Below are 18,419 nucleotides of genomic sequence, written 5' to 3'. Positions count from 1 at the left end.
GCCAAACGTTTTAAATTAAATGTCATAATAAACTCATAGAGTTTTGGACAATCCTGAATTAACAACGGAGTATTTCCATGCCACGTCGTCGCGTCATTGGTCAGCGTAAAATTCTGCCAGATCCTAAGTTCGGATCAGAGCTGCTGGCCAAATTTGTAAATATCCTGATGGTAGATGGTAAAAAATCTACTGCAGAATCAATCGTTTATACCGCGCTTGAGACCCTGGCTCAGCGTTCAGGTAAAAACTCCCTGGAAGCCTTTGAAGTAGCGCTGGAAAACGTGCGTCCGACTGTCGAAGTTAAGTCACGTCGCGTTGGTGGTTCTACTTATCAGGTACCAGTTGAAGTCCGTCCGGTTCGTCGTAATGCCCTGGCAATGCGCTGGATCGTAGATGCTGCTCGTAAACGCGGTGATAAATCAATGGCTCTTCGCCTGGCGAACGAACTTTCTGATGCTGCAGAGAACAAAGGTACTGCAGTGAAGAAACGTGAAGACGTTCACCGTATGGCTGAAGCCAACAAGGCGTTCGCTCACTACCGCTGGTAACAGTCGCGTAGTTGTTAAACCAGCGGGCGCCCAAAGGGCCAACCCGCTGGGGTTGACTAATTTTGAACGTCCGAAAAACCGAGGAATCAAATGGCTCGTAAAACACCCATTGCTCGCTACCGTAACATCGGTATCAGTGCGCACATCGACGCCGGTAAGACTACCACTACCGAACGCGTTCTGTTCTACACCGGTGTAAACCACAAAATCGGTGAAGTACATGACGGCGCAGCAACCATGGACTGGATGGAGCAGGAACAGGAACGTGGTATTACCATCACTTCCGCTGCGACCACCTGTTACTGGTCTGGTATGGCTAAGCAGTTCGAACCACACCACATCAACATCATCGACACCCCTGGACACGTTGACTTCACCATTGAAGTAGAACGTTCTATGCGTGTGCTTGATGGCGCGGTAATGGTTTACTGTGCAGTTGGTGGCGTTCAGCCACAGTCTGAGACCGTATGGCGTCAGGCTAACAAATACAAAGTTCCACGCATTGCGTTCGTTAACAAAATGGACCGCATGGGTGCTAACTTCCTGAAAGTTGTTAACCAGATGGAAGTTCGTCTGGGCGCAACTCCCGTTCCTCTGCAGCTGGCTATCGGCGCAGAAGAGAAATTCACCGGTGTTGTTGACCTGGTGAAAATGAAAGCAATCAACTGGAACGACGAAGATCAGGGTGTGACCTTCGTTTACGAAGATATTCCAGCTGATATGCAGGAACTGGCTGAAGAATGGCGTGCGAAGCTGGTTGAAGCCGCTGCTGAAGGCTCTGATGAGCTGATGGAGAAATTCTTCGGTGGTGAAGAACTGACTGAAGAAGAGATCAAAACATCTCTGCGTAAGCGTGTTCTGAACAACGAAATCATCCTGGTAACCTGTGGTTCTGCATTTAAGAACAAAGGTGTTCAGGCGATGCTGGATGCAGTTGTTGAATATCTGCCAGCACCGACTGACGTTACCGCGATCAACGGTATGCTGGACGACGGTAAAGACACGCCGGCTGTTCGTCACTCAGACGACAACGAGCCGTTTGCTGCACTGGCGTTCAAAATCGCTACTGACCCGTTTGTAGGTAACCTGACCTTCTTCCGCGTTTACTCTGGTGTTGTTAACACTGGCGACACCGTGTTCAACCCGGTTAAGTCAAACCGTGAGCGTCTGGGCCGTATCGTTCAGATGCACGCTAACAAGCGTGAAGAGATCAAAGAAGTCCGTGCGGGTGATATCGCAGCTGCAATCGGCCTGAAAGATGTGACCACTGGTGACACTCTGTGTGACCCAGAGAACGTCATCATCCTTGAGCGCATGGAGTTCCCGGAGCCGGTAATCTCTATCGCCGTTGAACCAAAAACCAAAGCTGACCAGGAAAAAATGGGTCTGGCTCTGGGCCGTCTGGCGAAAGAAGACCCATCATTCCGCGTCTGGACTGATGAAGAATCTAACCAGACCATCATCGCAGGTATGGGTGAGTTGCACCTCGACATCATCGTTGACCGCATGAAGCGTGAGTTCAACGTTGAAGCAAACGTGGGTAAACCACAGGTTGCTTACCGTGAAGCGATTCGCAACAAAGTTACCGATGTTGAAGGTAAACACGCCAAGCAGTCTGGTGGTCGTGGTCAGTACGGTCATGTTGTTATCGACATGTACCCACTGGAGCCAGGTTCGAACCCGAAAGGTTACGAATTTGTCAACGACATCAAAGGTGGTGTGATTCCTGGTGAATACATCCCTGCGGTTGACAAAGGTATCCAGGAGCAGCTGAAATCAGGCCCTCTGGCTGGTTATCCGGTTGTGGATCTGGGCGTGCGTCTGCACTTCGGTTCTTACCATGATGTCGACTCCTCAGAACTGGCGTTTAAACTGGCCGCGTCTATTGCCTTCAAACAAGGCTTTAAACAAGCGACACCTGTTCTGCTTGAGCCTATCATGAAGGTTGAAGTTGAAACGCCAGAAGAGAACACGGGTGATGTCATCGGTGACCTTAGCCGTCGTCGTGGTATGCTCAAAGGGCAGGAATCTAACGCTACTGGCGTTCAGATTCACGCTGAAGTTCCGTTGTCTGAGATGTTCGGATACGCAACTCAGCTGCGTTCTCTGACCAAAGGTCGTGCTTCTTACTCCATGGAGTTCCTGAAGTATGACGATGCGCCGAACAACGTAGCGCAGGCCGTTATTGAAGCTCGTAGCAAATAAGCTACGGTTTAAATTTGAACTGATGCCTTCACCCAGATGGTGAAGGCACAACGTAAGGAATTATCGCCATGGCGAAAGAGCAATTTCAGCGTAACAAACTGCACGTAAACGTGGGCACCATCGGTCACGTCGACCACGGTAAAACCACCCTGACTGCAGCTATCACCACCGTACTGTCTAAAACTTACGGCGGCCAGGCTCGTGCATTCGATCAGATCGATAACGCACCAGAAGAGAAAGCACGTGGTATCACCATCAACACTTCACACGTTGAGTATGAAACCCCGTCACGTCACTATGCACACGTTGACTGCCCAGGCCACGCCGACTATGTGAAAAACATGATCACCGGTGCTGCGCAGATGGACGGCGCGATCCTGGTTGTTGCTGCGACTGATGGCCCGATGCCACAGACCCGTGAGCACATCCTGCTGGGTCGTCAGGTTGGCGTTCCTTACATCATCGTGTTCCTGAACAAATGTGACATGGTTGATGATGAAGAGCTGCTGGAACTGGTTGAGATGGAAGTTCGTGACCTGCTGTCAGCCTATGACTTCCCAGGCGACGACACTCCAATCGTTCGTGGTTCTGCTCTGAAAGCGCTGGAAGGCGAAGCTGAGTGGGAAGCGAAAATTATCGAACTGGCTGAGCATCTGGATACCTATATCCCAGAACCACAGCGTGCGATCGACATGCCGTTCCTGCTGCCAATCGAAGACGTATTCTCAATCTCTGGCCGTGGTACTGTTGTTACCGGTCGTGTTGAGCGCGGCATCGTTAAAGTCGGCGACGAAGTTGAAATCGTGGGTATCAAAGATACTGCGAAATCAACCTGTACCGGTGTTGAGATGTTCCGTAAGCTGCTGGACCAGGGTCAGGCAGGCGAAAACTGTGGTGTTCTGCTGCGCGGTATCAAGCGTGAAGACATCCAGCGTGGCCAGGTTCTGGCTAAGCCAGGCTCAATCAAGCCGCACACCCAGTTCGAGTCAGAAGTTTACGTTCTGTCTAAAGACGAAGGTGGCCGCCATACTCCGTTCTTCAAGGGCTACCGTCCACAGTTCTACTTCCGTACCACTGACGTGACCGGTTCAGTAGAGCTGCCAGAAGGCGTTGAAATGGTCATGCCAGGTGACAACATCAAAATGGTTGTTACCCTGATCCACCCAATCGCAATGGACGAAGGTCTGCGCTTCGCAATCCGCGAAGGTGGCCGTACCGTTGGCGCGGGTGTTGTTGCTAAAGTTATCGCTTAATTGTGATACCTGCTGTGGTCGTGCAAACGGCCATTGCAACACAGTGAAAAAGAGCACTCCGGTGCTCTTTTTTTTGCTCTGAAAATGGTCATAACCCTGCAAAGGGTAGGTTTGAAATAAAAACGATTCGCATTTACACTGTGTACAGAAAATGTACCCGAGTGATGAATCAATGTACGTCTGCCTGTGTAATGCCATCAGTGATAAAACCCTTCGTGAAGTTGTGCGTCGATATCAGCCCAAATCTATTCAGCAGCTGCGCCAGTTTGTTCCGGTAGGCAAACAGTGTGGCAAATGCGTTCGTGCTGCGCGTGAGATTATGGATGAAGAGATGCAGCATGCCCCGCTCTATAAAGAGATAGCCTGACTGCCCCTGGATGTGTGAATACCCACAATATCTATCGCGTTTTTTTGACTTCTTTTTAACCACATCTACGCTCTAATAAACCAGACGCGGAGGGTTAACAATGAAGGGCGATATCAAAGTTATCAGCCATCTTAATAAACTGCTTGGAAATGAACTGGTTGCCATCAACCAGTACTTTCTGCATGCGCGCATGTTTAAAAACTGGGGGCTGACGCGCCTCAACGATGTGGAGTATCACGAATCGATCGACGAGATGAAGCATGCTGACAAATACATTGAACGCATACTCTTTCTTGAGGGCATTCCAAATCTTCAGGATCTGGGACGTCTGCGTATTGGTGAAGACGTCGAGGAGATGCTGAGTTCAGACCTGAATCTGGAGCTGGAAGGCGCTAAAGATCTGCGTGAGGCCATCTCCTATGCTGACAAGGTACATGACTATGTCAGTCGTGACATGATGATTGAAATTCTGGCTGATGAAGAGCATCACATCGACTGGATTGAAACGGAACTTGAGTTAATCCAGAAGATGGGCATCCAGAACTATCTGCAGGCTCAAATCAAAGAAGAGTGAATCGGGTCTGCAGCACGATCGTTACCCAGCCCGCAATGGCCAGGAAAGGGCCAAACGGCAGCGGGCTTTTCCCCTGAATTATCCCCCGACGCTGCAGCATTACAATTGTCGCCAGCGCCAGAAAAGTGCTTCCCAGTGCAATCCAGGGTAGTGCCTGCCATCCACAGCACGCCCCTAACGCCGCGAAAAGCTTCATATCACCATAACCCAATCCTTCGTGGCCCCGAACCTGCCGATAGCTCCAGGCAAGTAGCCATAATGTACAGTAGCCCGACAGGGCGCCCCATATCGCTGCTGTTTCATTTCCGGTTACGGTGGCGTGAAGTAATCCCAGCCAGAGCAGCAGATAGCTGAGCGGGTCAGGTATACAGAAGTGGTGGCGATCAATGGCAGCCACCAGAAGCAGCAGGCTGGAGGCAGTAATGATGAAGATAGCGTCGGCAGGATCGGTGAAGCTTTGCAGCACCAGCAGGCAAAGTATTGCGACCAGCCATTCAGTGATAAAGCTTTTCGCACCGAACGGATGATGACAGAAGCGGCACCGGCCTCTTAACCATGGCCAGCTAATCAATGGCAGCGTATCGCGCCATAGCAGGTGCTGCTGACAACAATCACACCGTGAACCGGGAAAGCAGAGTGCGACAAACCACTGAGCGGGCGAGAGGGCAGGTGAGAAGCGCACACAGGCCAGCGAAAGAAAGCTTCCCAGTGCGCCTCCGCCAGCGAGTGCTATGAATTGAGTGAACAGTGACATGATGCTGCTCCGGATGAGAAGTTAAGAGCACTTTCATCGGCTTCTTATCCTGTGTCATCCATGGATAAATAACGGCGGAAAAGTGCTCGCAACAAAATTTGTGGTTTAACCGCTCTGTGGCAATGCATTGCGACGCGTGCCGCACGAACCGGCCACTATTTAACAGGGAAAACCGCAACACGGGTTGCTTCCTGAACAGATTTACGTATAATGCGCGGGCCTGCAGATATTGCAGGCGCGATTCGAGCAGAATCGCAGACGGCTGAAATATAGGCCGCCTGACAATACTCCCAATTGGGGAGTTATATGCTGAACGATTACACTCTCCCATCAATCGTAATGGGCTCGAGTAGTAATTTTTTTCGTCTATAAAAAGTTTGGAGCTCTGGTCTCATGCAGAACCAAAGAATCCGTATCCGTCTTAAAGCGTTTGATCATCGTCTGATCGATCAATCAACCGCGGAAATCGTTGAGACCGCCAAGCGCACTGGTGCGCAGGTTCGTGGTCCAATCCCGCTGCCAACCCGCAAAGAGCGTTTTACTGTTCTGATCTCTCCGCACGTTAACAAAGATGCGCGTGATCAGTACGAAATCCGCACTCACAAGCGTCTGGTAGACATCGTTGAGCCAACTGAAAAAACGGTTGATGCTCTGATGCGTCTGGATCTGGCTGCCGGTGTTGACGTGCAGATCAGCCTGGGTTAATCAGGTCATCGAGCGATTGAGAGGTTGAAACAATGATTGGTTTAGTCGGTAAAAAAGTGGGCATGACCCGCATCTTCACTGAAGATGGCGTTTCTATCCCCGTCACCGTAATCGAAGTTGAAGCGAACCGCGTTACTCAGGTCAAAGGCCTGGAAAACGATGGTTACCAGGCAATTCAGGTTACCACCGGTGCTAAAAAAGCAAACCGTGTGACCAAACCTGAAGCTGGTCATTTTGCTAAAGCTGGCGTTGAAGCTGGCCGTGGCCTGTGGGAATTCCGCACCGCTGAAGGTGAAGAGTACTCTGTAGGTCAGAGCATCAGCGTTGAGATTTTCGCTGAAGTTAAGAAAGTTGACGTAACCGGTACCTCTAAAGGTAAAGGTTTCGCCGGTACCGTTAAGCGCTGGAACTTCCGTACCCAGGACGCTACTCACGGTAACTCCTTGTCTCACCGCGTTCCGGGTTCTATCGGTCAGAACCAGACTCCGGGCAAAGTGTTCAAAGGCAAGAAAATGGCAGGTCAGCTGGGTAATGAGCGCGTAACCGTTCAGAGTCTGGACGTAGTACGTGTTGACGCTGAGCGCAACCTGCTGCTGGTTAAAGGTGCAGTTCCCGGTGCTACCGGTAGCGACCTGATCGTTAAACCAGCTGTGAAGGCGTAAGGGGATAGCAATGGAATTAGTATTGAAAGACGCGCAGAGCGCGCTGACTGTTTCCGAAACTACCTTCGGTCGTGATTTCAACGAAGCGCTGGTTCACCAGGTTGTTGTTGCTTACGCATCTGGCGCCCGCCAGGGTACTCGCGCGCAGAAAACTCGCGCCGAAGTAACCGGTTCAGGCAAAAAGCCATGGCGTCAAAAAGGCACCGGCCGTGCGCGTGCAGGTTCTGTAAAGAGCCCAATCTGGCGTTCAGGTGGCGTGACCTTTGCTGCGAAGCCGCAGGACCACAGTCAAAAAGTTAACAAAAAGATGTACCGCGGCGCGCTGAAAAGCATCCTGTCCGAGCTGGTACGTCAAGATCGTCTGATCGTTGTCGAATCATTTGCTGTAGAAGCACCGAAAACCAAGCTGCTGGTACAGAAACTGAAAGACATGGCTCTGGAAGACGTGCTGATCATCACCGGTGAACTGGATGAGAATCTGTTCCTGGCTGCGCGTAACTTGTACAAGGTTGACGTGCGTGATGCATCCGGTATCGACCCAGTTAGCCTGATCGCCTTCGACAAAGTCGTTATGACTGCTGATGCAGTTAAGCAAGTTGAGGAGATGCTGGCATGATCCGTGAAGAACGTCTGCTGAAAGTACTGCGCGCGCCGCACGTATCTGAAAAAGCATCTAGCGCGATGGAAAAAACTAATACCATCGTTCTCAAAGTTGCTAATGACGCGACCAAAGCAGAGATCGTTGCTGCTGTTGAGAAACTGTTCGAAGTTGAAGTTAAAGACGTAAACACCCTGGTAGTTAAGGGCAAAGTTAAGCGTCAAGGACAGCGTATCGGTCGTCGTAGCGACTGGAAAAAAGCTTACGTCACCCTGAAAGAAGGCCAGAATCTGGACTTCGCTGGCGGCGCTGAGTAAGTCGGAGGAGAAAGACAATGGCAGTTGTTAAATGTAAACCGACATCTCCGGGTCGTCGCCATGTAGTTAAAGTGGTAAACGCGGAGCTGCACAAGGGCAAACCATTTGCCCCGCTGGTAGAAAAAAACAGCAAATCCGGTGGCCGTAACAACAATGGTCGCATCACTACCCGTCATATCGGTGGTGGTCACAAGCAGGCTTACCGTATTGTTGACTTCAAACGCAACAAAGATGGTATCCCGGCAACCGTTGAACGTCTTGAGTACGATCCGAACCGCTCTGCGAACATCGCACTGGTTCTGTACAAAGACGGCGAGCGCCGTTACATCCTGGCCCCTAAAGGCCTGAAAGCCGGCGACCAGATCCAATCTGGCGTTGATGCTGCGATCAAAGCAGGTAACACACTGCCGATGCGTAACATCCCGGTGGGTTCAACCGTGCATAACGTAGAAATGAAACCAGGCAAAGGCGGTCAGATTGCTCGCTCAGCTGGTGCTTACGTGCAGATCGTTGCGCGTGAAGGTTCTTACGTTACCCTGCGTCTGCGTTCAGGTGAAATGCGTAAAGTCGAGTCTGACTGCCGCGCAACACTGGGCGAAGTCGGCAACGCTGAGCATATGCTGCGCGTTCTGGGTAAAGCTGGTGCAGCCCGTTGGCGTGGTGTTCGTCCGACCGTTCGTGGTACCGCGATGAACCCAGTTGATCACCCGCACGGTGGTGGTGAAGGTCGTAACTTTGGTAAGCACCCGGTAACTCCGTGGGGCGTTCAGACCAAAGGTAAGAAGACCCGTAGCAACAAGCGTACCGATAAGTTTATCGTACGTCGCCGTAGCAAATAATATTAGAGGATAAGCCATGCCACGTTCTCTCAAGAAAGGTCCTTTTATTGACCTGCACTTGCTGAAGAAGGTAGAGAAAGCGGTGGAAAGCGGTGACAAGAAGCCTTTGCGCACTTGGTCCCGTCGTTCAACGATCTTTCCTAACATGATCGGTTTGACCATCGCTGTCCATAATGGTCGTCAGCACGTTCCTGTCTTTGTTTCCGACGAAATGGTTGGTCACAAACTGGGTGAATTCGCGCCGACACGTACTTATCGCGGTCACGCGGCTGATAAAAAAGCCAAGAAGAAATAAGTAGGAGGAAGAGATGGAAACTTTAGCTCAACATCGCCACGCTCGTTCTTCTGCTCAGAAGGTTCGCCTTGTTGCTGACCTGATTCGCGGTAAGAAAGTGTCGCAGGCACTGGACATTTTGACCTACACCAATAAGAAAGCGGCTGTACTGGTCAAAAAAGTTCTGGAATCTGCCATTGCTAACGCCGAACACAACGATGGCGCTGATATCGACGATCTGAAAATCACGAAAATTTTCGTTGATGAAGGTCCGACCATGAAACGCATTATGCCGCGTGCCAAAGGTCGTGCAGATCGCATCCTGAAGCGCACCAGCCACATTACTGTGGTTGTGTCCGATCGCTGAGACTCTGGAGACTAGCAATGGGTCAGAAAGTACATCCTAATGGTATTCGCCTGGGTATTGTAAAACCATGGAACTCTACCTGGTTTGCGAACACCAACGAATTCGCTGACAACCTGGACAGCGATTTTAAAGTACGTCAGTTCCTGACTAAAGAACTGGCTAAAGCATCTGTCTCTCGTATCGTTATCGAGCGTCCAGCGAAGAGCATCCGTGTGACTATTCACACCGCTCGTCCGGGCATCGTTATCGGTAAGAAAGGCGAAGATGTAGAAAAACTGCGCACGGTCGTCGCGAAAATCGCTGGCGTTCCTGCACAGATTAATATCGCCGAAGTCCGCAAGCCGGAACTGGACGCGAAACTGGTAGCTGACAGCATCACTTCACAGCTGGAGCGTCGTGTGATGTTCCGTCGTGCTATGAAGCGTGCAGTTCAGAACGCCATGCGTCTTGGCGCGAAGGGTATTAAAGTTGAAGTTAGCGGCCGTCTGGGTGGCGCTGAGATCGCACGTACCGAATGGTATCGTGAAGGTCGCGTGCCATTGCACACACTGCGTGCTGACATTGACTACAACACCTCTGAAGCGCACACCACTTATGGTGTAATCGGCGTTAAGGTATGGATCTTCAAAGGTGAGATCCTGGGTGGTATGGCTGCTGTTGAACAACCGGAACCGGCTGCTCAACCTAAAAAGCAGCAGCGTAAAGGCCGTAAGTAAGGAGAGTCGCTGATGTTACAACCAAAGCGTACGAAATTCCGTAAGGTGCACAAAGGCCGTAACCGCGGTCTGGCTGCGGGTACGGATGTCAGCTTCGGTACTTTCGGTCTGAAAGCTGTTGGCCGTGGTCGTCTGACTGCTCGTCAGATCGAAGCAGCACGTCGTGCTATGACCCGTGCAGTTAAGCGTCAAGGTAAGATCTGGATCCGAGTATTCCCGGACAAACCGATCACCGAGAAGCCGCTGGAAGTGCGTATGGGTAAAGGTAAGGGTAACGTAGAGTATTGGGTTGCCCTGATCCAGCCTGGTAAAGTCCTGTATGAAATGGACGGCGTACCAGAAGAGCTGGCCCGTGAAGCATTCAAGCTGGCAGCAGCAAAACTGCCTATCAAAACCACCTTTGTAACTAAGACGGTGATGTAATGAAAGCAACTGAGCTGCGTGAAAAAAGCGTTGAAGAGCTGAACACTGAGCTGCTTAATCTGCTGCGTGAGCAATTTAACCTGCGCATGCAGGCAGCATCTGGCCAACTGCAGCAGACTCATCTGCTGAAACAGGTTCGCCGTGATGTTGCACGCGTTAAGACTTTACTGACTGAGAAGGCGGGTTCGTAATGACCGATAAAATCCGTACTCTGCAGGGTCGTGTAGTAAGTGACAAAATGCAGAAATCTGCAGTTGTTGCTATCGAACGTTTTGTGAAACACCCGATCTACGGCAAATTCATCAAACGTACGACCAAGCTGCACATCCATGACGAGAACAATGAATGTGGAATTGGTGACGTGGTAGAAATCCGCGAATGCCGTCCACTGTCCAAGACTAAATCCTGGACCCTGGTTCGCGTAATCGAGAAAGCGGTTCTGTAATAAGAATTGTATTCTCTGAGGAAACCCTCTGCTTCGGCAGGGGGTTTTTTTTTGCCTGTAATCGGGGGTTGATCCATTTGTGCCTGTGACAGAGCAGATTTGATGGTGCTCAAAAATTTAGCAGATTGTCAGGTCTAAGCTGAGACGGTTCAGGCAATGAGGCCTGAAAGCTGCGGGCCATAAAGTTCCGGGTTATCATAACTGTACAAGGAAATGTGCTGTGAAAATGGAGAGTCCTGACCGATTACGCCGGTCACTGATAAAGCTGCCACTGTTAGCTGCGTTGCCTGCGATTAGCTCTGCCAAAAGCTTGCCGCTATTATCGGGTAGCACACAATCACAACCCACAGGCAATAGCATGGAACGAACTCTGTTACTGAAGAATGCTGAATGCGTGATCTGCATGGATGCCGACCGGCGGGAAATACGGAACGCCAGTATTCTGATTAAAGGAAATCAGATCGTTGCGGTCGGGGAAGCAGGATCGTTACCCGATAGCGCAGATGAGATTATCGATCTGCGGGGACACATTGTTATACCTGGCCTGATTAATACGCATCATCACATGTATCAGAGCCTGACCCGGGCTATTCCTGCGGTACAAAACGGCGAACTGTTCAACTGGCTTACCCACCTCTACCCACTATGGCAGAATCTGACACCTGAGATGATTCATATCTCAACGCAGATTTCGATGGCCGAGTTAATGCTTTCCGGTTGTACCACCACCAGTGACCATCTCTATGTCTACCCTAACGGCTGTAAGCTTGACGACAGCATTGAGGCTGCAGCGTTAATGGGCATGCGTTTCCATGCCAGCCGGGGCAGCATGAGCGTCGGTAAATCCCTGGGTGGCCTGCCGCCTGATTCGCTGGTTGAGAATGAAGCCGCCATCCTCAGGGACACGCAGCGTGTGATTGAGCGCTATCACGATGACAGCCACGGCTCGATGTTACGCATCGTGGTGGCACCATGTTCACCGTTCTCGGTCAGTCGTGAGCTGATGAAGCAGTCCGCTGCACTGGCACGCAGCTTCAACGTCTCGATGCATACTCATCTGGCGGAGAACGACAGCGATATCCGCTATAGCCGCGAGAAATTCAACATGACGCCAGCGCAGTACGTTGAGGACCTCGGCTGGGTAGGGCCGGATGTCTGGCATGCACACTGCGTTAAACTGGATCAGCATGGTATGGAGCTCTTTGCACGTACCGGAACCGGCGTCGCACACTGTCCCTGTTCAAACATGCGTCTCGGTTCGGGTATTGCACCGATACGCCACATGTGTGATGCCGGTGTCCATGTCGGTATGGGCGTGGATGGGTCAGCCTCCAATGACAGCTCAGACATGATGGCAGAGGTACGTCAGGCGATGCTGTTGCAACGCGTGGGGTTCGGCCCGGATGCGATGACGGCACGTCAGGCTCTGGAGCTGGCGACGCTGGGTGGAGCAAAAGTGCTGAATCGCGACGACGTGGGCGCCATTGCACCGGGCATGATGGCTGACTTGGCGATCTTTGACCTGAATCGCATTGGTCTTGCCGGGGCAGGGCACGATCCTGTCGCCGCCCTGGTGTTCTGTAATCCGGGGCAGGTCGCTTACAGCATCATCAACGGAAAAGTCAGGGTGCGTGACGGACAACTGGCCGGAATTGAACTGCCAGCCGTGCTGCATCAGCATAACCAACTGGCCAGAAAACTGGTTAGTTGAGTCAGAAGGGCACTTTATTAGGGAGGCGACGAAAAATAAGGCAGATTACATTTGCTACTGTTCGCACTATTCCCTAGAATACGCCCTCCCTGTCATCAGGGAAAATCAGCGGCTCGATTGAGAGCCGTTTATTTTTTCTACCCATCTGTGAGAACCGGTGTTACAATGCCGCGCCCTCAATTATGGGGCTTTCTAACGACCTGAGGTTTAGGTCCCGAAGTAGTAGTTGACATTAGCGGAGCACTAAAATGATCCAAGAACAGACTATGCTGAACGTCGCCGACAACTCCGGTGCACGTCGCGTAATGTGTATCAAGGTTCTGGGTGGCTCGCACCGTCGCTACGCAGGCGTCGGTGACATCATCAAAGTTACCATCAAGGAAGCAATTCCTCGTGGTAAAGTCAAAAAAGGTGATGTCCTGAAGGCGGTAGTGGTGCGCACCAGGAAGGGTGTTCGTCGCCCGGACGGTTCTGTCATTCGCTTCGATGGTAATGCATGCGTTATTCTGAACAATAACAGTGAGCAGCCTATCGGTACGCGTATTTTTGGGCCGGTAACTCGTGAACTTCGTACTGAAAAGTTCATGAAAATTATCTCTCTGGCACCAGAAGTACTCTAAGGAGCGAACAATGGCAGCTAAAATCCGTCGTAACGACGAAGTTATCGTGTTAACCGGTAAAGATAAAGGTAAGCGCGGTAAAGTTAAGAATGTCCTGTCTTCTGGTAAGGTCATCGTTGAAGGTATCAACCTGGTTAAAAAACATCAGAAGCCGGTTCCGGCCCTGAACCAACCAGGTGGCATCGTTGAAAAAGAAGCTGCTATTCAGGTTTCTAACGTTGCACTGTTCAACGCGGCAACTGGTAAGGCTGACCGTGTAGGCTTTAGATTCGAAGACGGCAAAAAAGTCCGTTTCTTCAAGTCTAACAGCGAAACTATCAAGTAATTTGGAGTAGTACGATGGCGAAACTGCATGATTACTACAAAGACGAAGTAGTCCAGAAACTCATGACAGAGTTTGGCTACAATTCTGTCATGCAAGTCCCTCGGGTCGAGAAGATCACCCTGAACATGGGTGTTGGTGAAGCGATCGCTGACAAGAAACTGCTGGATAACGCAGCAGCTGACCTGGCAGCAATCTCCGGTCAAAAACCGCTGGTCACCAAAGCACGCAAATCAGTTGCAGGCTTCAAAATCCGTCAGGGCTATCCGATCGGCTGTAAAGTAACTCTGCGTGGCGAGCGCATGTGGGAGTTCTTTGAGCGTCTGGTCACCATTGCAGTTCCACGTATCCGTGACTTCCGTGGCTTGTCCGCTAAGTCATTCGATGGTCGTGGCAACTACAGCATGGGTGTACGTGAGCAGATCATCTTCCCAGAAATCGACTACGACAAAGTCGATCGCGTTCGTGGTTTGGATATCACCATTACCACTACTGCGAAATCTGATGATGAAGGCCGTGCTCTGCTGGCTGCCTTTGACTTCCCGTTCCGTAAGTAAGGTAGGGTTACTTAATGGCTAAGCAATCTATGAAAGCGCGCGAAGTTAAGCGTGCAAAATTAGCAGACAAATTCTTCGCTAAACGCGCTGAACTGAAAGCGATCATCTCTGATGTGAACGCTTCCGACGAAGACCGTTGGGATGCTGTTCTGAAGCTGCAGAGTCTGCCGCGTGATTCCAGCCCTTCACGTCAGCGTAACCGCTGCCGTCAAACAGGTCGTCCGCACGGTTTCCTGCGGAAGTTTGGGTTGAGCCGTATCAAGGTCCGTGAAGCCGCCATGCGCGGTGAAATTCCGGGTCTGAAAAAGGCTAGCTGGTAATTGTCACCAATTGAATCACGGGAGTAACACAGATGAGCATGCAAGATCCGATCGCGGATATGCTGACCCGTATCCGTAACGGTCAGGCCGCGAACAAAGTTGCGGTCACCATGCCTTCCTCCAAGCTGAAATTGGCAATTGCCAACGTTCTGAAGGAAGAAGGATATATTGAAGATTTCAAAATCGAAGGCGACATCAAGCTGGAACTGGAACTTACTCTCAAGTATTTCCAGGGCAAAGCTGTTGTAGAAAGCATTCAGCGAGTAAGCCGTCCTGGCCTGCGCATCTATAAGAAAAAAGATGAGCTGCCAAAGGTAATGGCTGGTATGGGCATCGCTGTAGTTTCTACATCCAAAGGTGTCATGACTGATCGTGCAGCGCGCCAGGCAGGTCTTGGTGGCGAAATTATCTGCTACGTAGCGTAATCGGAGGATACATATGTCTCGTGTTGCTAAAGCACCTGTCGTTGTTCCTGCCGGCGTAGAGGTAAAACTCGACGGTCAGGTAATTTCGATTAAAGGTAAAAACGGCGAGCTGACTCGTACTATCAATGATGCTGTTGAAGTTAAGCATGCTGACAACGCTCTGACTTTCGCTCCGCGCGAAGGTTTCGTTGACGGCTGGGCGCAGGCGGGTACTTCTCGCGCGCTGCTGAACGCAATGGTTATCGGTGTTACCGAAGGCTTCACTAAGAAGCTGCAGCTGGTTGGTGTAGGTTATCGTGCAGCCGTTAAAGGCGACGTGGTAAACCTGTCTCTGGGCTTTTCTCATCCAGTCGATCACCAGCTGCCCGCGGGTATCACTGCAGAATGTCCAACTCAGACTGAGATCGTGCTGAAAGGCGCTGATAAACAGCTGATTGGTCAGGTTGCTGCGGACCTGCGCGCCTACCGTCGTCCTGAGCCTTATAAAGGCAAGGGTGTCCGTTACGCCGACGAAGTCGTGCGTACCAAAGAGGCTAAGAAGAAGTAAGGTAACACTATGGATAAGAAATCTGCTCGTATCCGTCGTGCGACCCGTGCACGTCGCAAGCTCAAAGAGCTGGGTGCTACTCGCCTGGTGGTACATCGTACCCCGCGTCATATTTACGCACAGGTAATCGCCCCGAACGGTTCCGAAGTTCTGGTCGCTGCTTCTACTGTAGAAAAAGCTATCACTGAACAACTGAAGTATACCGGTAATAAAGAAGCCGCAGCTGCAGTAGGTAAAGCTATCGCAGAACGCGCAATCGAAAAAGGCATCACTGGTGTTTCTTTCGACCGTTCCGGTTTCCAATATCATGGTCGCGTCCAGGCACTGGCAGATGCTGCCCGTGAAGCTGGCCTTCAGTTCTAAGGTAGAGGTCTAAGATGGCACACATCGAGAAACAAGCTGGCGAACTGCAGGAAAAACTGATCGCGGTAAACCGTGTTTCTAAAACTGTTAAAGGTGGTCGTATCTTCTCCTTCACAGCACTGACTGTGGTAGGTGATGGTAATGGTCGCGTAGGTTTTGGTTACGGTAAAGCGCGTGAAGTTCCAGCAGCGATCCAGAAAGCGATGGAGAAAGCCCGTCGCAACATGGTTAACGTCGCGCTGACCAACGGCACCCTGCAGCACCCTGTTAAAGGTGCACACACGGGTTCCCGCGTGTTCATGCAGCCGGCTTCAGAAGGTACCGGTATCATCGCCGGTGGTGCAATGCGCGCCGTTCTGGAAGTCGCTGGAGTTCATAACGTACTGGCAAAAGCCTATGGTTCTACTAACCCGATTAACGTGGTTCGTGCAACTATCGACGGCCTGGGCAATATGAAATCTCCGGAAATGGTCGCTGCTAAGCGTGGTAAATCCGTTGAAGAAATTCTGGGGTAATCACGATGGCTAAGACTATTAAAATCACTCAAACCCGTAGTTCAATCGGCCGCTTGCCTAAGCATAAAGCCACTCTGGTTGGCCTGGGTCTGCGTCGTATTGGCCACACCGTTGAGCGTGAAGACACGCCTGCAGTACGCGGTATGGTTAACGCGGTTTCCTATATGGTTAAAGTGGAGGAGTAAGAGATGCGTTTAAATACTCTGTCTCCGGCCGAAGGGTCTAAGCACGCTACCAAGCGTCTGGGTCGTGGTATCGGTTCTGGCCTCGGAAAAACCGGTGGTCGTGGTCACAAAGGTCAGAACTCACGTTCTGGCGGTGGCGTACGTCGCGGTTTCGAAGGTGGTCAGATGCCTCTGTACCGTCGTCTGCCGAAGTTCGGTTTCACCTCTCGCAAAGCAATGATCACCACAGAGATTCGTCTGTCTGATCTGGCGAAAGTTGAAGGCGGTATCGTCGACCTGAACGCGCTTAAAGCAGCCAACATTGTCGGTGTTCAGATTGAATTCGTTAAAGTAATTCTGTCTGGTGAAGTATCTACACCGGTAACGGTTCGCGGCCTGCGTGTCACCAAAGGTGCTCGTGCTGCAATCGAAGCTGCTGGCGGTAAAATCGAGGAATAAGTAGCAGATGGCTAAACAACCGGGATTAGATTTTCAAAGTGCCAAAGGCGGCTTTGGTGAGCTGAAACGCAGACTGCTGTTTGTAATCGGCGCACTCATTGTCTTCCGTATTGGCTCTTTTATTCCAATCCCTGGTATTGATGCCACTGTACTTGCCAAACTGCTTGAGCAACAGCGTGGCACCATCATTGAAATGTTTAACATGTTCTCTGGTGGTGCTCTCAGCCGTGCTTCTATTTTCGCACTGGGTATCATGCCGTATATTTCGGCATCGATTATCATCCAGTTATTAACGGTGGTTCATCCAGCGTTAGCGGAAATTAAGAAAGAAGGGGAGGCTGGCCGTCGTAAGATTAGCCAGTACACCCGATACGGTACGTTGGTATTGGCCATATTTCAGTCGATCGGTATTGCTACCGGTCTGCCGAATATGCCAGGGATGCAAGGCCTGGTCATGAATCCAGGCTTTGCTTTCTACTTTACCGCTGTTGTGAGTCTGGTCTCAGGAACGATGTTCCTGATGTGGCTGGGCGAACAGATTACTGAGCGTGGTATCGGTAACGGTATTTCGATCATTATCTTCGCAGGTATTGTTGCGGGTCTTCCGCCGGCCATTGGCCATACCATCGAGCAAGCGCGGCAAGGCGACCTGCACTTCCTTCTGTTGCTGTTGGTTGCAGTACTCGTATTCGCAGTGACCTTCTTTGTTATCTTCGTTGAACGTGGTCAGCGCCGCATTGTGGTGAACTACGCAAAACGTCAGCAGGGTCGTCGCGTTTACGCTGCACAGAGCACACATTTACCGTTGAAAGTGAATATGGCGGGCGTTATTCCAGCCATCTTTGCTTCCAGCATTATTCTGTTCCCGGCAACGATTGCATCGTGGTTTGGGGGCGGTACCGGTTGGAACTGGCTGACAACAATTTCGCTGTATTTGCAGCCAGGACAGCCGCTTTATGTGCTACTCTATGCGACTGCAATCATCTTCTTCTGTTTCTTCTATACGGCGTTGGTTTTCAACCCACGTGAAACAGCAGATAACCTGAAGAAGTCTGGTGCATTCGTACCGGGAATTCGTCCGGGAGAGCAAACGGCGAAGTATATTGATAAAGTGATGACGCGACTGACCTTAATCGGCGCGCTGTATATTACTTTTATCTGCCTTATCCCGGAGTTCATGCGTGATGCGATGAAGGTTCCCTTCTACTTTGGCGGTACTTCACTGCTCATCGTAGTTGTCGTCATCATGGACTTTATGGCTCAAGTGCAAACTCTGATGATGTCCAGTCAGTATGAGTCGGCACTGAAGAAAGCTAACCTGAAAGGCTACGGCCGTTAATTCAGTTGGTTGAGAAGTTACGGAGAGTAA

General features: G+C 50.9%; 29 protein-coding genes. 28 read left to right on the top strand and 1 reads right to left on the bottom strand.

Going from position 1 to position 18,419, the window contains the following annotated elements:
• The first annotated feature begins 77 nt into the window (after window positions 1-77).
• The 5 genes from rpsG (at window position 78) to bfr (ending at window position 4,947) form a co-directional block, all read left to right on the top strand.
• Window positions 78-548 (top strand): 30S ribosomal protein S7, encoded by a 471-nt coding sequence (rpsG, locus tag BY447_RS08780; protein WP_009087603.1) that lies wholly within the window; start codon window positions 78-80, stop codon window positions 546-548.
• Window positions 549-638: 90 nt separating this feature from the next.
• Entirely contained in the window at window positions 639-2,753 is a 2,115-nt protein-coding gene (gene fusA, locus BY447_RS08775) for an elongation factor G (RefSeq protein WP_033734130.1), read from the top strand.
• 68 nt (window positions 2,754-2,821) lie between these two features.
• Window positions 2,822-4,006, top strand: a complete 1,185-nt coding sequence (gene tuf / locus BY447_RS08770; protein ID WP_013359243.1) for an elongation factor Tu — start codon at window positions 2,822-2,824, stop codon at window positions 4,004-4,006.
• A 172-nt stretch (window positions 4,007-4,178) separates the two neighbouring features.
• Window positions 4,179-4,373, top strand: a complete 195-nt coding sequence (gene bfd, locus BY447_RS08765) for a bacterioferritin-associated ferredoxin (protein WP_033784140.1) — start codon at window positions 4,179-4,181, stop codon at window positions 4,371-4,373.
• A gap of 100 nt (window positions 4,374-4,473) precedes the next feature.
• On the top strand, window positions 4,474-4,947 hold the full coding sequence (gene bfr, locus BY447_RS08760; RefSeq protein WP_013359241.1) for a bacterioferritin: 474 nt from the start codon (window positions 4,474-4,476) through the stop codon (window positions 4,945-4,947).
• Here the strand turns inward: bfr and BY447_RS08755 are convergent.
• Window positions 4,934-5,701: a prepilin peptidase gene (locus BY447_RS08755; protein ID WP_110330960.1), complete on the bottom strand. Its 768-nt coding sequence runs from the start codon at window positions 5,699-5,701 to the stop codon at window positions 4,934-4,936. The genes bfr and BY447_RS08755 overlap by 14 nt on opposite strands.
• A 393-nt stretch (window positions 5,702-6,094) precedes the next feature.
• Here BY447_RS08755 and rpsJ point away from each other — a divergent pair, with 393 nt between their 5' ends.
• From rpsJ to secY, 23 genes are all read left to right on the top strand, one after another.
• The gene (gene rpsJ, locus BY447_RS08750; RefSeq protein WP_001181005.1) at window positions 6,095-6,406 is read left to right on the top strand and encodes a 30S ribosomal protein S10; all 312 of its coding nucleotides are present in this window, start codon (window positions 6,095-6,097) and stop codon (window positions 6,404-6,406) included.
• A gap of 32 nt (window positions 6,407-6,438) precedes the next feature.
• Window positions 6,439-7,068 (top strand): 50S ribosomal protein L3, encoded by a 630-nt coding sequence (rplC, locus tag BY447_RS08745; protein WP_003850712.1) that lies wholly within the window; start codon window positions 6,439-6,441, stop codon window positions 7,066-7,068.
• 10 nt (window positions 7,069-7,078) lie between these two features.
• Window positions 7,079-7,684, top strand: coding sequence for a 50S ribosomal protein L4 (gene rplD, locus BY447_RS08740; protein WP_003850711.1), 606 nt, complete (start codon window positions 7,079-7,081; stop codon window positions 7,682-7,684).
• Window positions 7,681-7,983, top strand: coding sequence for a 50S ribosomal protein L23 (gene rplW / locus BY447_RS08735; RefSeq protein WP_003850708.1), 303 nt, complete (start codon window positions 7,681-7,683; stop codon window positions 7,981-7,983). The genes rplD and rplW overlap by 4 nt, the downstream gene beginning before the upstream one ends.
• A gap of 17 nt (window positions 7,984-8,000) precedes the next feature.
• A complete protein-coding gene (gene rplB / locus BY447_RS08730) occupies window positions 8,001-8,822 on the top strand; it encodes a 50S ribosomal protein L2 (protein ID WP_013359239.1) in 822 nt (273 codons plus the stop codon).
• Between the two features lie 16 nt (window positions 8,823-8,838).
• The gene (gene rpsS, locus BY447_RS08725) at window positions 8,839-9,117 is read left to right on the top strand and encodes a 30S ribosomal protein S19 (protein WP_001138115.1); all 279 of its coding nucleotides are present in this window, start codon (window positions 8,839-8,841) and stop codon (window positions 9,115-9,117) included.
• A gap of 13 nt (window positions 9,118-9,130) precedes the next feature.
• Window positions 9,131-9,463 (top strand): 50S ribosomal protein L22, encoded by a 333-nt coding sequence (gene rplV, locus BY447_RS08720; RefSeq protein WP_008927136.1) that lies wholly within the window; start codon window positions 9,131-9,133, stop codon window positions 9,461-9,463.
• A 17-nt stretch (window positions 9,464-9,480) separates the two neighbouring features.
• Window positions 9,481-10,179 (top strand): 30S ribosomal protein S3, encoded by a 699-nt coding sequence (rpsC, locus tag BY447_RS08715; RefSeq protein WP_008927135.1) that lies wholly within the window; start codon window positions 9,481-9,483, stop codon window positions 10,177-10,179.
• A 12-nt stretch (window positions 10,180-10,191) separates the two neighbouring features.
• Complete coding sequence (gene rplP, locus BY447_RS08710) at window positions 10,192-10,602, top strand: 50S ribosomal protein L16 (RefSeq protein ID WP_008927134.1); 411 nt, start codon at window positions 10,192-10,194, stop codon at window positions 10,600-10,602.
• Window positions 10,602-10,793, top strand: a complete 192-nt coding sequence (gene rpmC / locus BY447_RS08705) for a 50S ribosomal protein L29 (protein ID WP_003850146.1) — start codon at window positions 10,602-10,604, stop codon at window positions 10,791-10,793. Before rplP ends, rpmC begins: the two co-directional genes overlap by 1 nt.
• Complete coding sequence (gene rpsQ / locus BY447_RS08700) at window positions 10,793-11,047, top strand: 30S ribosomal protein S17 (protein WP_003850147.1); 255 nt, start codon at window positions 10,793-10,795, stop codon at window positions 11,045-11,047. The genes rpmC and rpsQ overlap by 1 nt, the downstream gene beginning before the upstream one ends.
• A gap of 358 nt (window positions 11,048-11,405) precedes the next feature.
• On the top strand, window positions 11,406-12,758 hold the full coding sequence (locus tag BY447_RS08695; RefSeq protein WP_110330959.1) for an 8-oxoguanine deaminase: 1,353 nt from the start codon (window positions 11,406-11,408) through the stop codon (window positions 12,756-12,758).
• A gap of 248 nt (window positions 12,759-13,006) precedes the next feature.
• Window positions 13,007-13,378, top strand: coding sequence for a 50S ribosomal protein L14 (rplN, locus tag BY447_RS08690; protein ID WP_006120590.1), 372 nt, complete (start codon window positions 13,007-13,009; stop codon window positions 13,376-13,378).
• A 10-nt stretch (window positions 13,379-13,388) separates the two neighbouring features.
• The gene (gene rplX / locus BY447_RS08685) at window positions 13,389-13,703 is read left to right on the top strand and encodes a 50S ribosomal protein L24 (protein ID WP_003850150.1); all 315 of its coding nucleotides are present in this window, start codon (window positions 13,389-13,391) and stop codon (window positions 13,701-13,703) included.
• 14 nt (window positions 13,704-13,717) lie between these two features.
• Window positions 13,718-14,257 carry a 50S ribosomal protein L5 gene (gene rplE / locus BY447_RS08680; RefSeq protein WP_003850155.1) on the top strand — a complete coding sequence of 180 codons (540 nt, stop codon included), beginning with the start codon at window positions 13,718-13,720 and terminating at the stop codon, window positions 14,255-14,257.
• Window positions 14,258-14,271: 14 nt separating this feature from the next.
• Window positions 14,272-14,577 (top strand): 30S ribosomal protein S14, encoded by a 306-nt coding sequence (rpsN, locus tag BY447_RS08675; protein WP_008927132.1) that lies wholly within the window; start codon window positions 14,272-14,274, stop codon window positions 14,575-14,577.
• 32 nt (window positions 14,578-14,609) lie between these two features.
• Complete coding sequence (gene rpsH / locus BY447_RS08670) at window positions 14,610-15,002, top strand: 30S ribosomal protein S8 (protein ID WP_003850158.1); 393 nt, start codon at window positions 14,610-14,612, stop codon at window positions 15,000-15,002.
• Between the two features lie 13 nt (window positions 15,003-15,015).
• Window positions 15,016-15,549: a 50S ribosomal protein L6 gene (rplF, locus tag BY447_RS08665; protein WP_013359237.1), complete on the top strand. Its 534-nt coding sequence runs from the start codon at window positions 15,016-15,018 to the stop codon at window positions 15,547-15,549.
• 9 nt (window positions 15,550-15,558) lie between these two features.
• Window positions 15,559-15,912, top strand: coding sequence for a 50S ribosomal protein L18 (rplR, locus tag BY447_RS08660; protein ID WP_003850163.1), 354 nt, complete (start codon window positions 15,559-15,561; stop codon window positions 15,910-15,912).
• Between the two features lie 14 nt (window positions 15,913-15,926).
• The gene (gene rpsE, locus BY447_RS08655) at window positions 15,927-16,427 is read left to right on the top strand and encodes a 30S ribosomal protein S5 (protein WP_003850164.1); all 501 of its coding nucleotides are present in this window, start codon (window positions 15,927-15,929) and stop codon (window positions 16,425-16,427) included.
• A gap of 5 nt (window positions 16,428-16,432) precedes the next feature.
• Window positions 16,433-16,612 (top strand): 50S ribosomal protein L30, encoded by a 180-nt coding sequence (rpmD, locus tag BY447_RS08650; RefSeq protein ID WP_003850166.1) that lies wholly within the window; start codon window positions 16,433-16,435, stop codon window positions 16,610-16,612.
• Between the two features lie 3 nt (window positions 16,613-16,615).
• On the top strand, window positions 16,616-17,050 hold the full coding sequence (gene rplO, locus BY447_RS08645; RefSeq protein ID WP_003850168.1) for a 50S ribosomal protein L15: 435 nt from the start codon (window positions 16,616-16,618) through the stop codon (window positions 17,048-17,050).
• Between the two features lie 7 nt (window positions 17,051-17,057).
• The gene (secY, locus tag BY447_RS08640) at window positions 17,058-18,389 is read left to right on the top strand and encodes a preprotein translocase subunit SecY (RefSeq protein ID WP_003850175.1); all 1,332 of its coding nucleotides are present in this window, start codon (window positions 17,058-17,060) and stop codon (window positions 18,387-18,389) included.
• Window positions 18,390-18,419: the final 30 nt, after the last annotated feature.

The sequence above is a fragment of the Pantoea sp. JKS000250 genome (assembly GCF_003201065.1).
GTDB lineage: Bacteria > Pseudomonadota > Gammaproteobacteria > Enterobacterales > Enterobacteriaceae > Pantoea > Pantoea vagans.
The sequence above is the reverse complement of the archived record's forward strand: the minus strand, read 5'-3'. Positions and strand labels throughout refer to the sequence as shown.

What these genes read in the sequence shown, in the direction of transcription:
- rpsG (WP_009087603.1), top strand. Translation starts at nt 78, where the DNA reads ATGCCACGTCGTCGCGTCATTGGTCAGCGTAAAATTCTGCCAGATCCT.
- fusA (WP_033734130.1), top strand. Translation starts at nt 639, where the DNA reads ATGGCTCGTAAAACACCCATTGCTCGCTACCGTAACATCGGTATCAGT.
- tuf (WP_013359243.1), top strand. Translation starts at nt 2,822, where the DNA reads ATGGCGAAAGAGCAATTTCAGCGTAACAAACTGCACGTAAACGTGGGC.
- bfd (WP_033784140.1), top strand. Translation starts at nt 4,179, where the DNA reads ATGTACGTCTGCCTGTGTAATGCCATCAGTGATAAAACCCTTCGTGAA.
- bfr (WP_013359241.1), top strand. Translation starts at nt 4,474, where the DNA reads ATGAAGGGCGATATCAAAGTTATCAGCCATCTTAATAAACTGCTTGGA.
- BY447_RS08755 (WP_110330960.1), bottom strand. Translation starts at nt 5,701, where the DNA reads ATGTCACTGTTCACTCAATTCATAGCACTCGCTGGCGGAGGCGCACTG.
- rpsJ (WP_001181005.1), top strand. Translation starts at nt 6,095, where the DNA reads ATGCAGAACCAAAGAATCCGTATCCGTCTTAAAGCGTTTGATCATCGT.
- rplC (WP_003850712.1), top strand. Translation starts at nt 6,439, where the DNA reads ATGATTGGTTTAGTCGGTAAAAAAGTGGGCATGACCCGCATCTTCACT.
- rplD (WP_003850711.1), top strand. Translation starts at nt 7,079, where the DNA reads ATGGAATTAGTATTGAAAGACGCGCAGAGCGCGCTGACTGTTTCCGAA.
- rplW (WP_003850708.1), top strand. Translation starts at nt 7,681, where the DNA reads ATGATCCGTGAAGAACGTCTGCTGAAAGTACTGCGCGCGCCGCACGTA.
- rplB (WP_013359239.1), top strand. Translation starts at nt 8,001, where the DNA reads ATGGCAGTTGTTAAATGTAAACCGACATCTCCGGGTCGTCGCCATGTA.
- rpsS (WP_001138115.1), top strand. Translation starts at nt 8,839, where the DNA reads ATGCCACGTTCTCTCAAGAAAGGTCCTTTTATTGACCTGCACTTGCTG.
- rplV (WP_008927136.1), top strand. Translation starts at nt 9,131, where the DNA reads ATGGAAACTTTAGCTCAACATCGCCACGCTCGTTCTTCTGCTCAGAAG.
- rpsC (WP_008927135.1), top strand. Translation starts at nt 9,481, where the DNA reads ATGGGTCAGAAAGTACATCCTAATGGTATTCGCCTGGGTATTGTAAAA.
- rplP (WP_008927134.1), top strand. Translation starts at nt 10,192, where the DNA reads ATGTTACAACCAAAGCGTACGAAATTCCGTAAGGTGCACAAAGGCCGT.
- rpmC (WP_003850146.1), top strand. Translation starts at nt 10,602, where the DNA reads ATGAAAGCAACTGAGCTGCGTGAAAAAAGCGTTGAAGAGCTGAACACT.
- rpsQ (WP_003850147.1), top strand. Translation starts at nt 10,793, where the DNA reads ATGACCGATAAAATCCGTACTCTGCAGGGTCGTGTAGTAAGTGACAAA.
- BY447_RS08695 (WP_110330959.1), top strand. Translation starts at nt 11,406, where the DNA reads ATGGAACGAACTCTGTTACTGAAGAATGCTGAATGCGTGATCTGCATG.
- rplN (WP_006120590.1), top strand. Translation starts at nt 13,007, where the DNA reads ATGATCCAAGAACAGACTATGCTGAACGTCGCCGACAACTCCGGTGCA.
- rplX (WP_003850150.1), top strand. Translation starts at nt 13,389, where the DNA reads ATGGCAGCTAAAATCCGTCGTAACGACGAAGTTATCGTGTTAACCGGT.
- rplE (WP_003850155.1), top strand. Translation starts at nt 13,718, where the DNA reads ATGGCGAAACTGCATGATTACTACAAAGACGAAGTAGTCCAGAAACTC.
- rpsN (WP_008927132.1), top strand. Translation starts at nt 14,272, where the DNA reads ATGGCTAAGCAATCTATGAAAGCGCGCGAAGTTAAGCGTGCAAAATTA.
- rpsH (WP_003850158.1), top strand. Translation starts at nt 14,610, where the DNA reads ATGAGCATGCAAGATCCGATCGCGGATATGCTGACCCGTATCCGTAAC.
- rplF (WP_013359237.1), top strand. Translation starts at nt 15,016, where the DNA reads ATGTCTCGTGTTGCTAAAGCACCTGTCGTTGTTCCTGCCGGCGTAGAG.
- rplR (WP_003850163.1), top strand. Translation starts at nt 15,559, where the DNA reads ATGGATAAGAAATCTGCTCGTATCCGTCGTGCGACCCGTGCACGTCGC.
- rpsE (WP_003850164.1), top strand. Translation starts at nt 15,927, where the DNA reads ATGGCACACATCGAGAAACAAGCTGGCGAACTGCAGGAAAAACTGATC.
- rpmD (WP_003850166.1), top strand. Translation starts at nt 16,433, where the DNA reads ATGGCTAAGACTATTAAAATCACTCAAACCCGTAGTTCAATCGGCCGC.
- rplO (WP_003850168.1), top strand. Translation starts at nt 16,616, where the DNA reads ATGCGTTTAAATACTCTGTCTCCGGCCGAAGGGTCTAAGCACGCTACC.
- secY (WP_003850175.1), top strand. Translation starts at nt 17,058, where the DNA reads ATGGCTAAACAACCGGGATTAGATTTTCAAAGTGCCAAAGGCGGCTTT.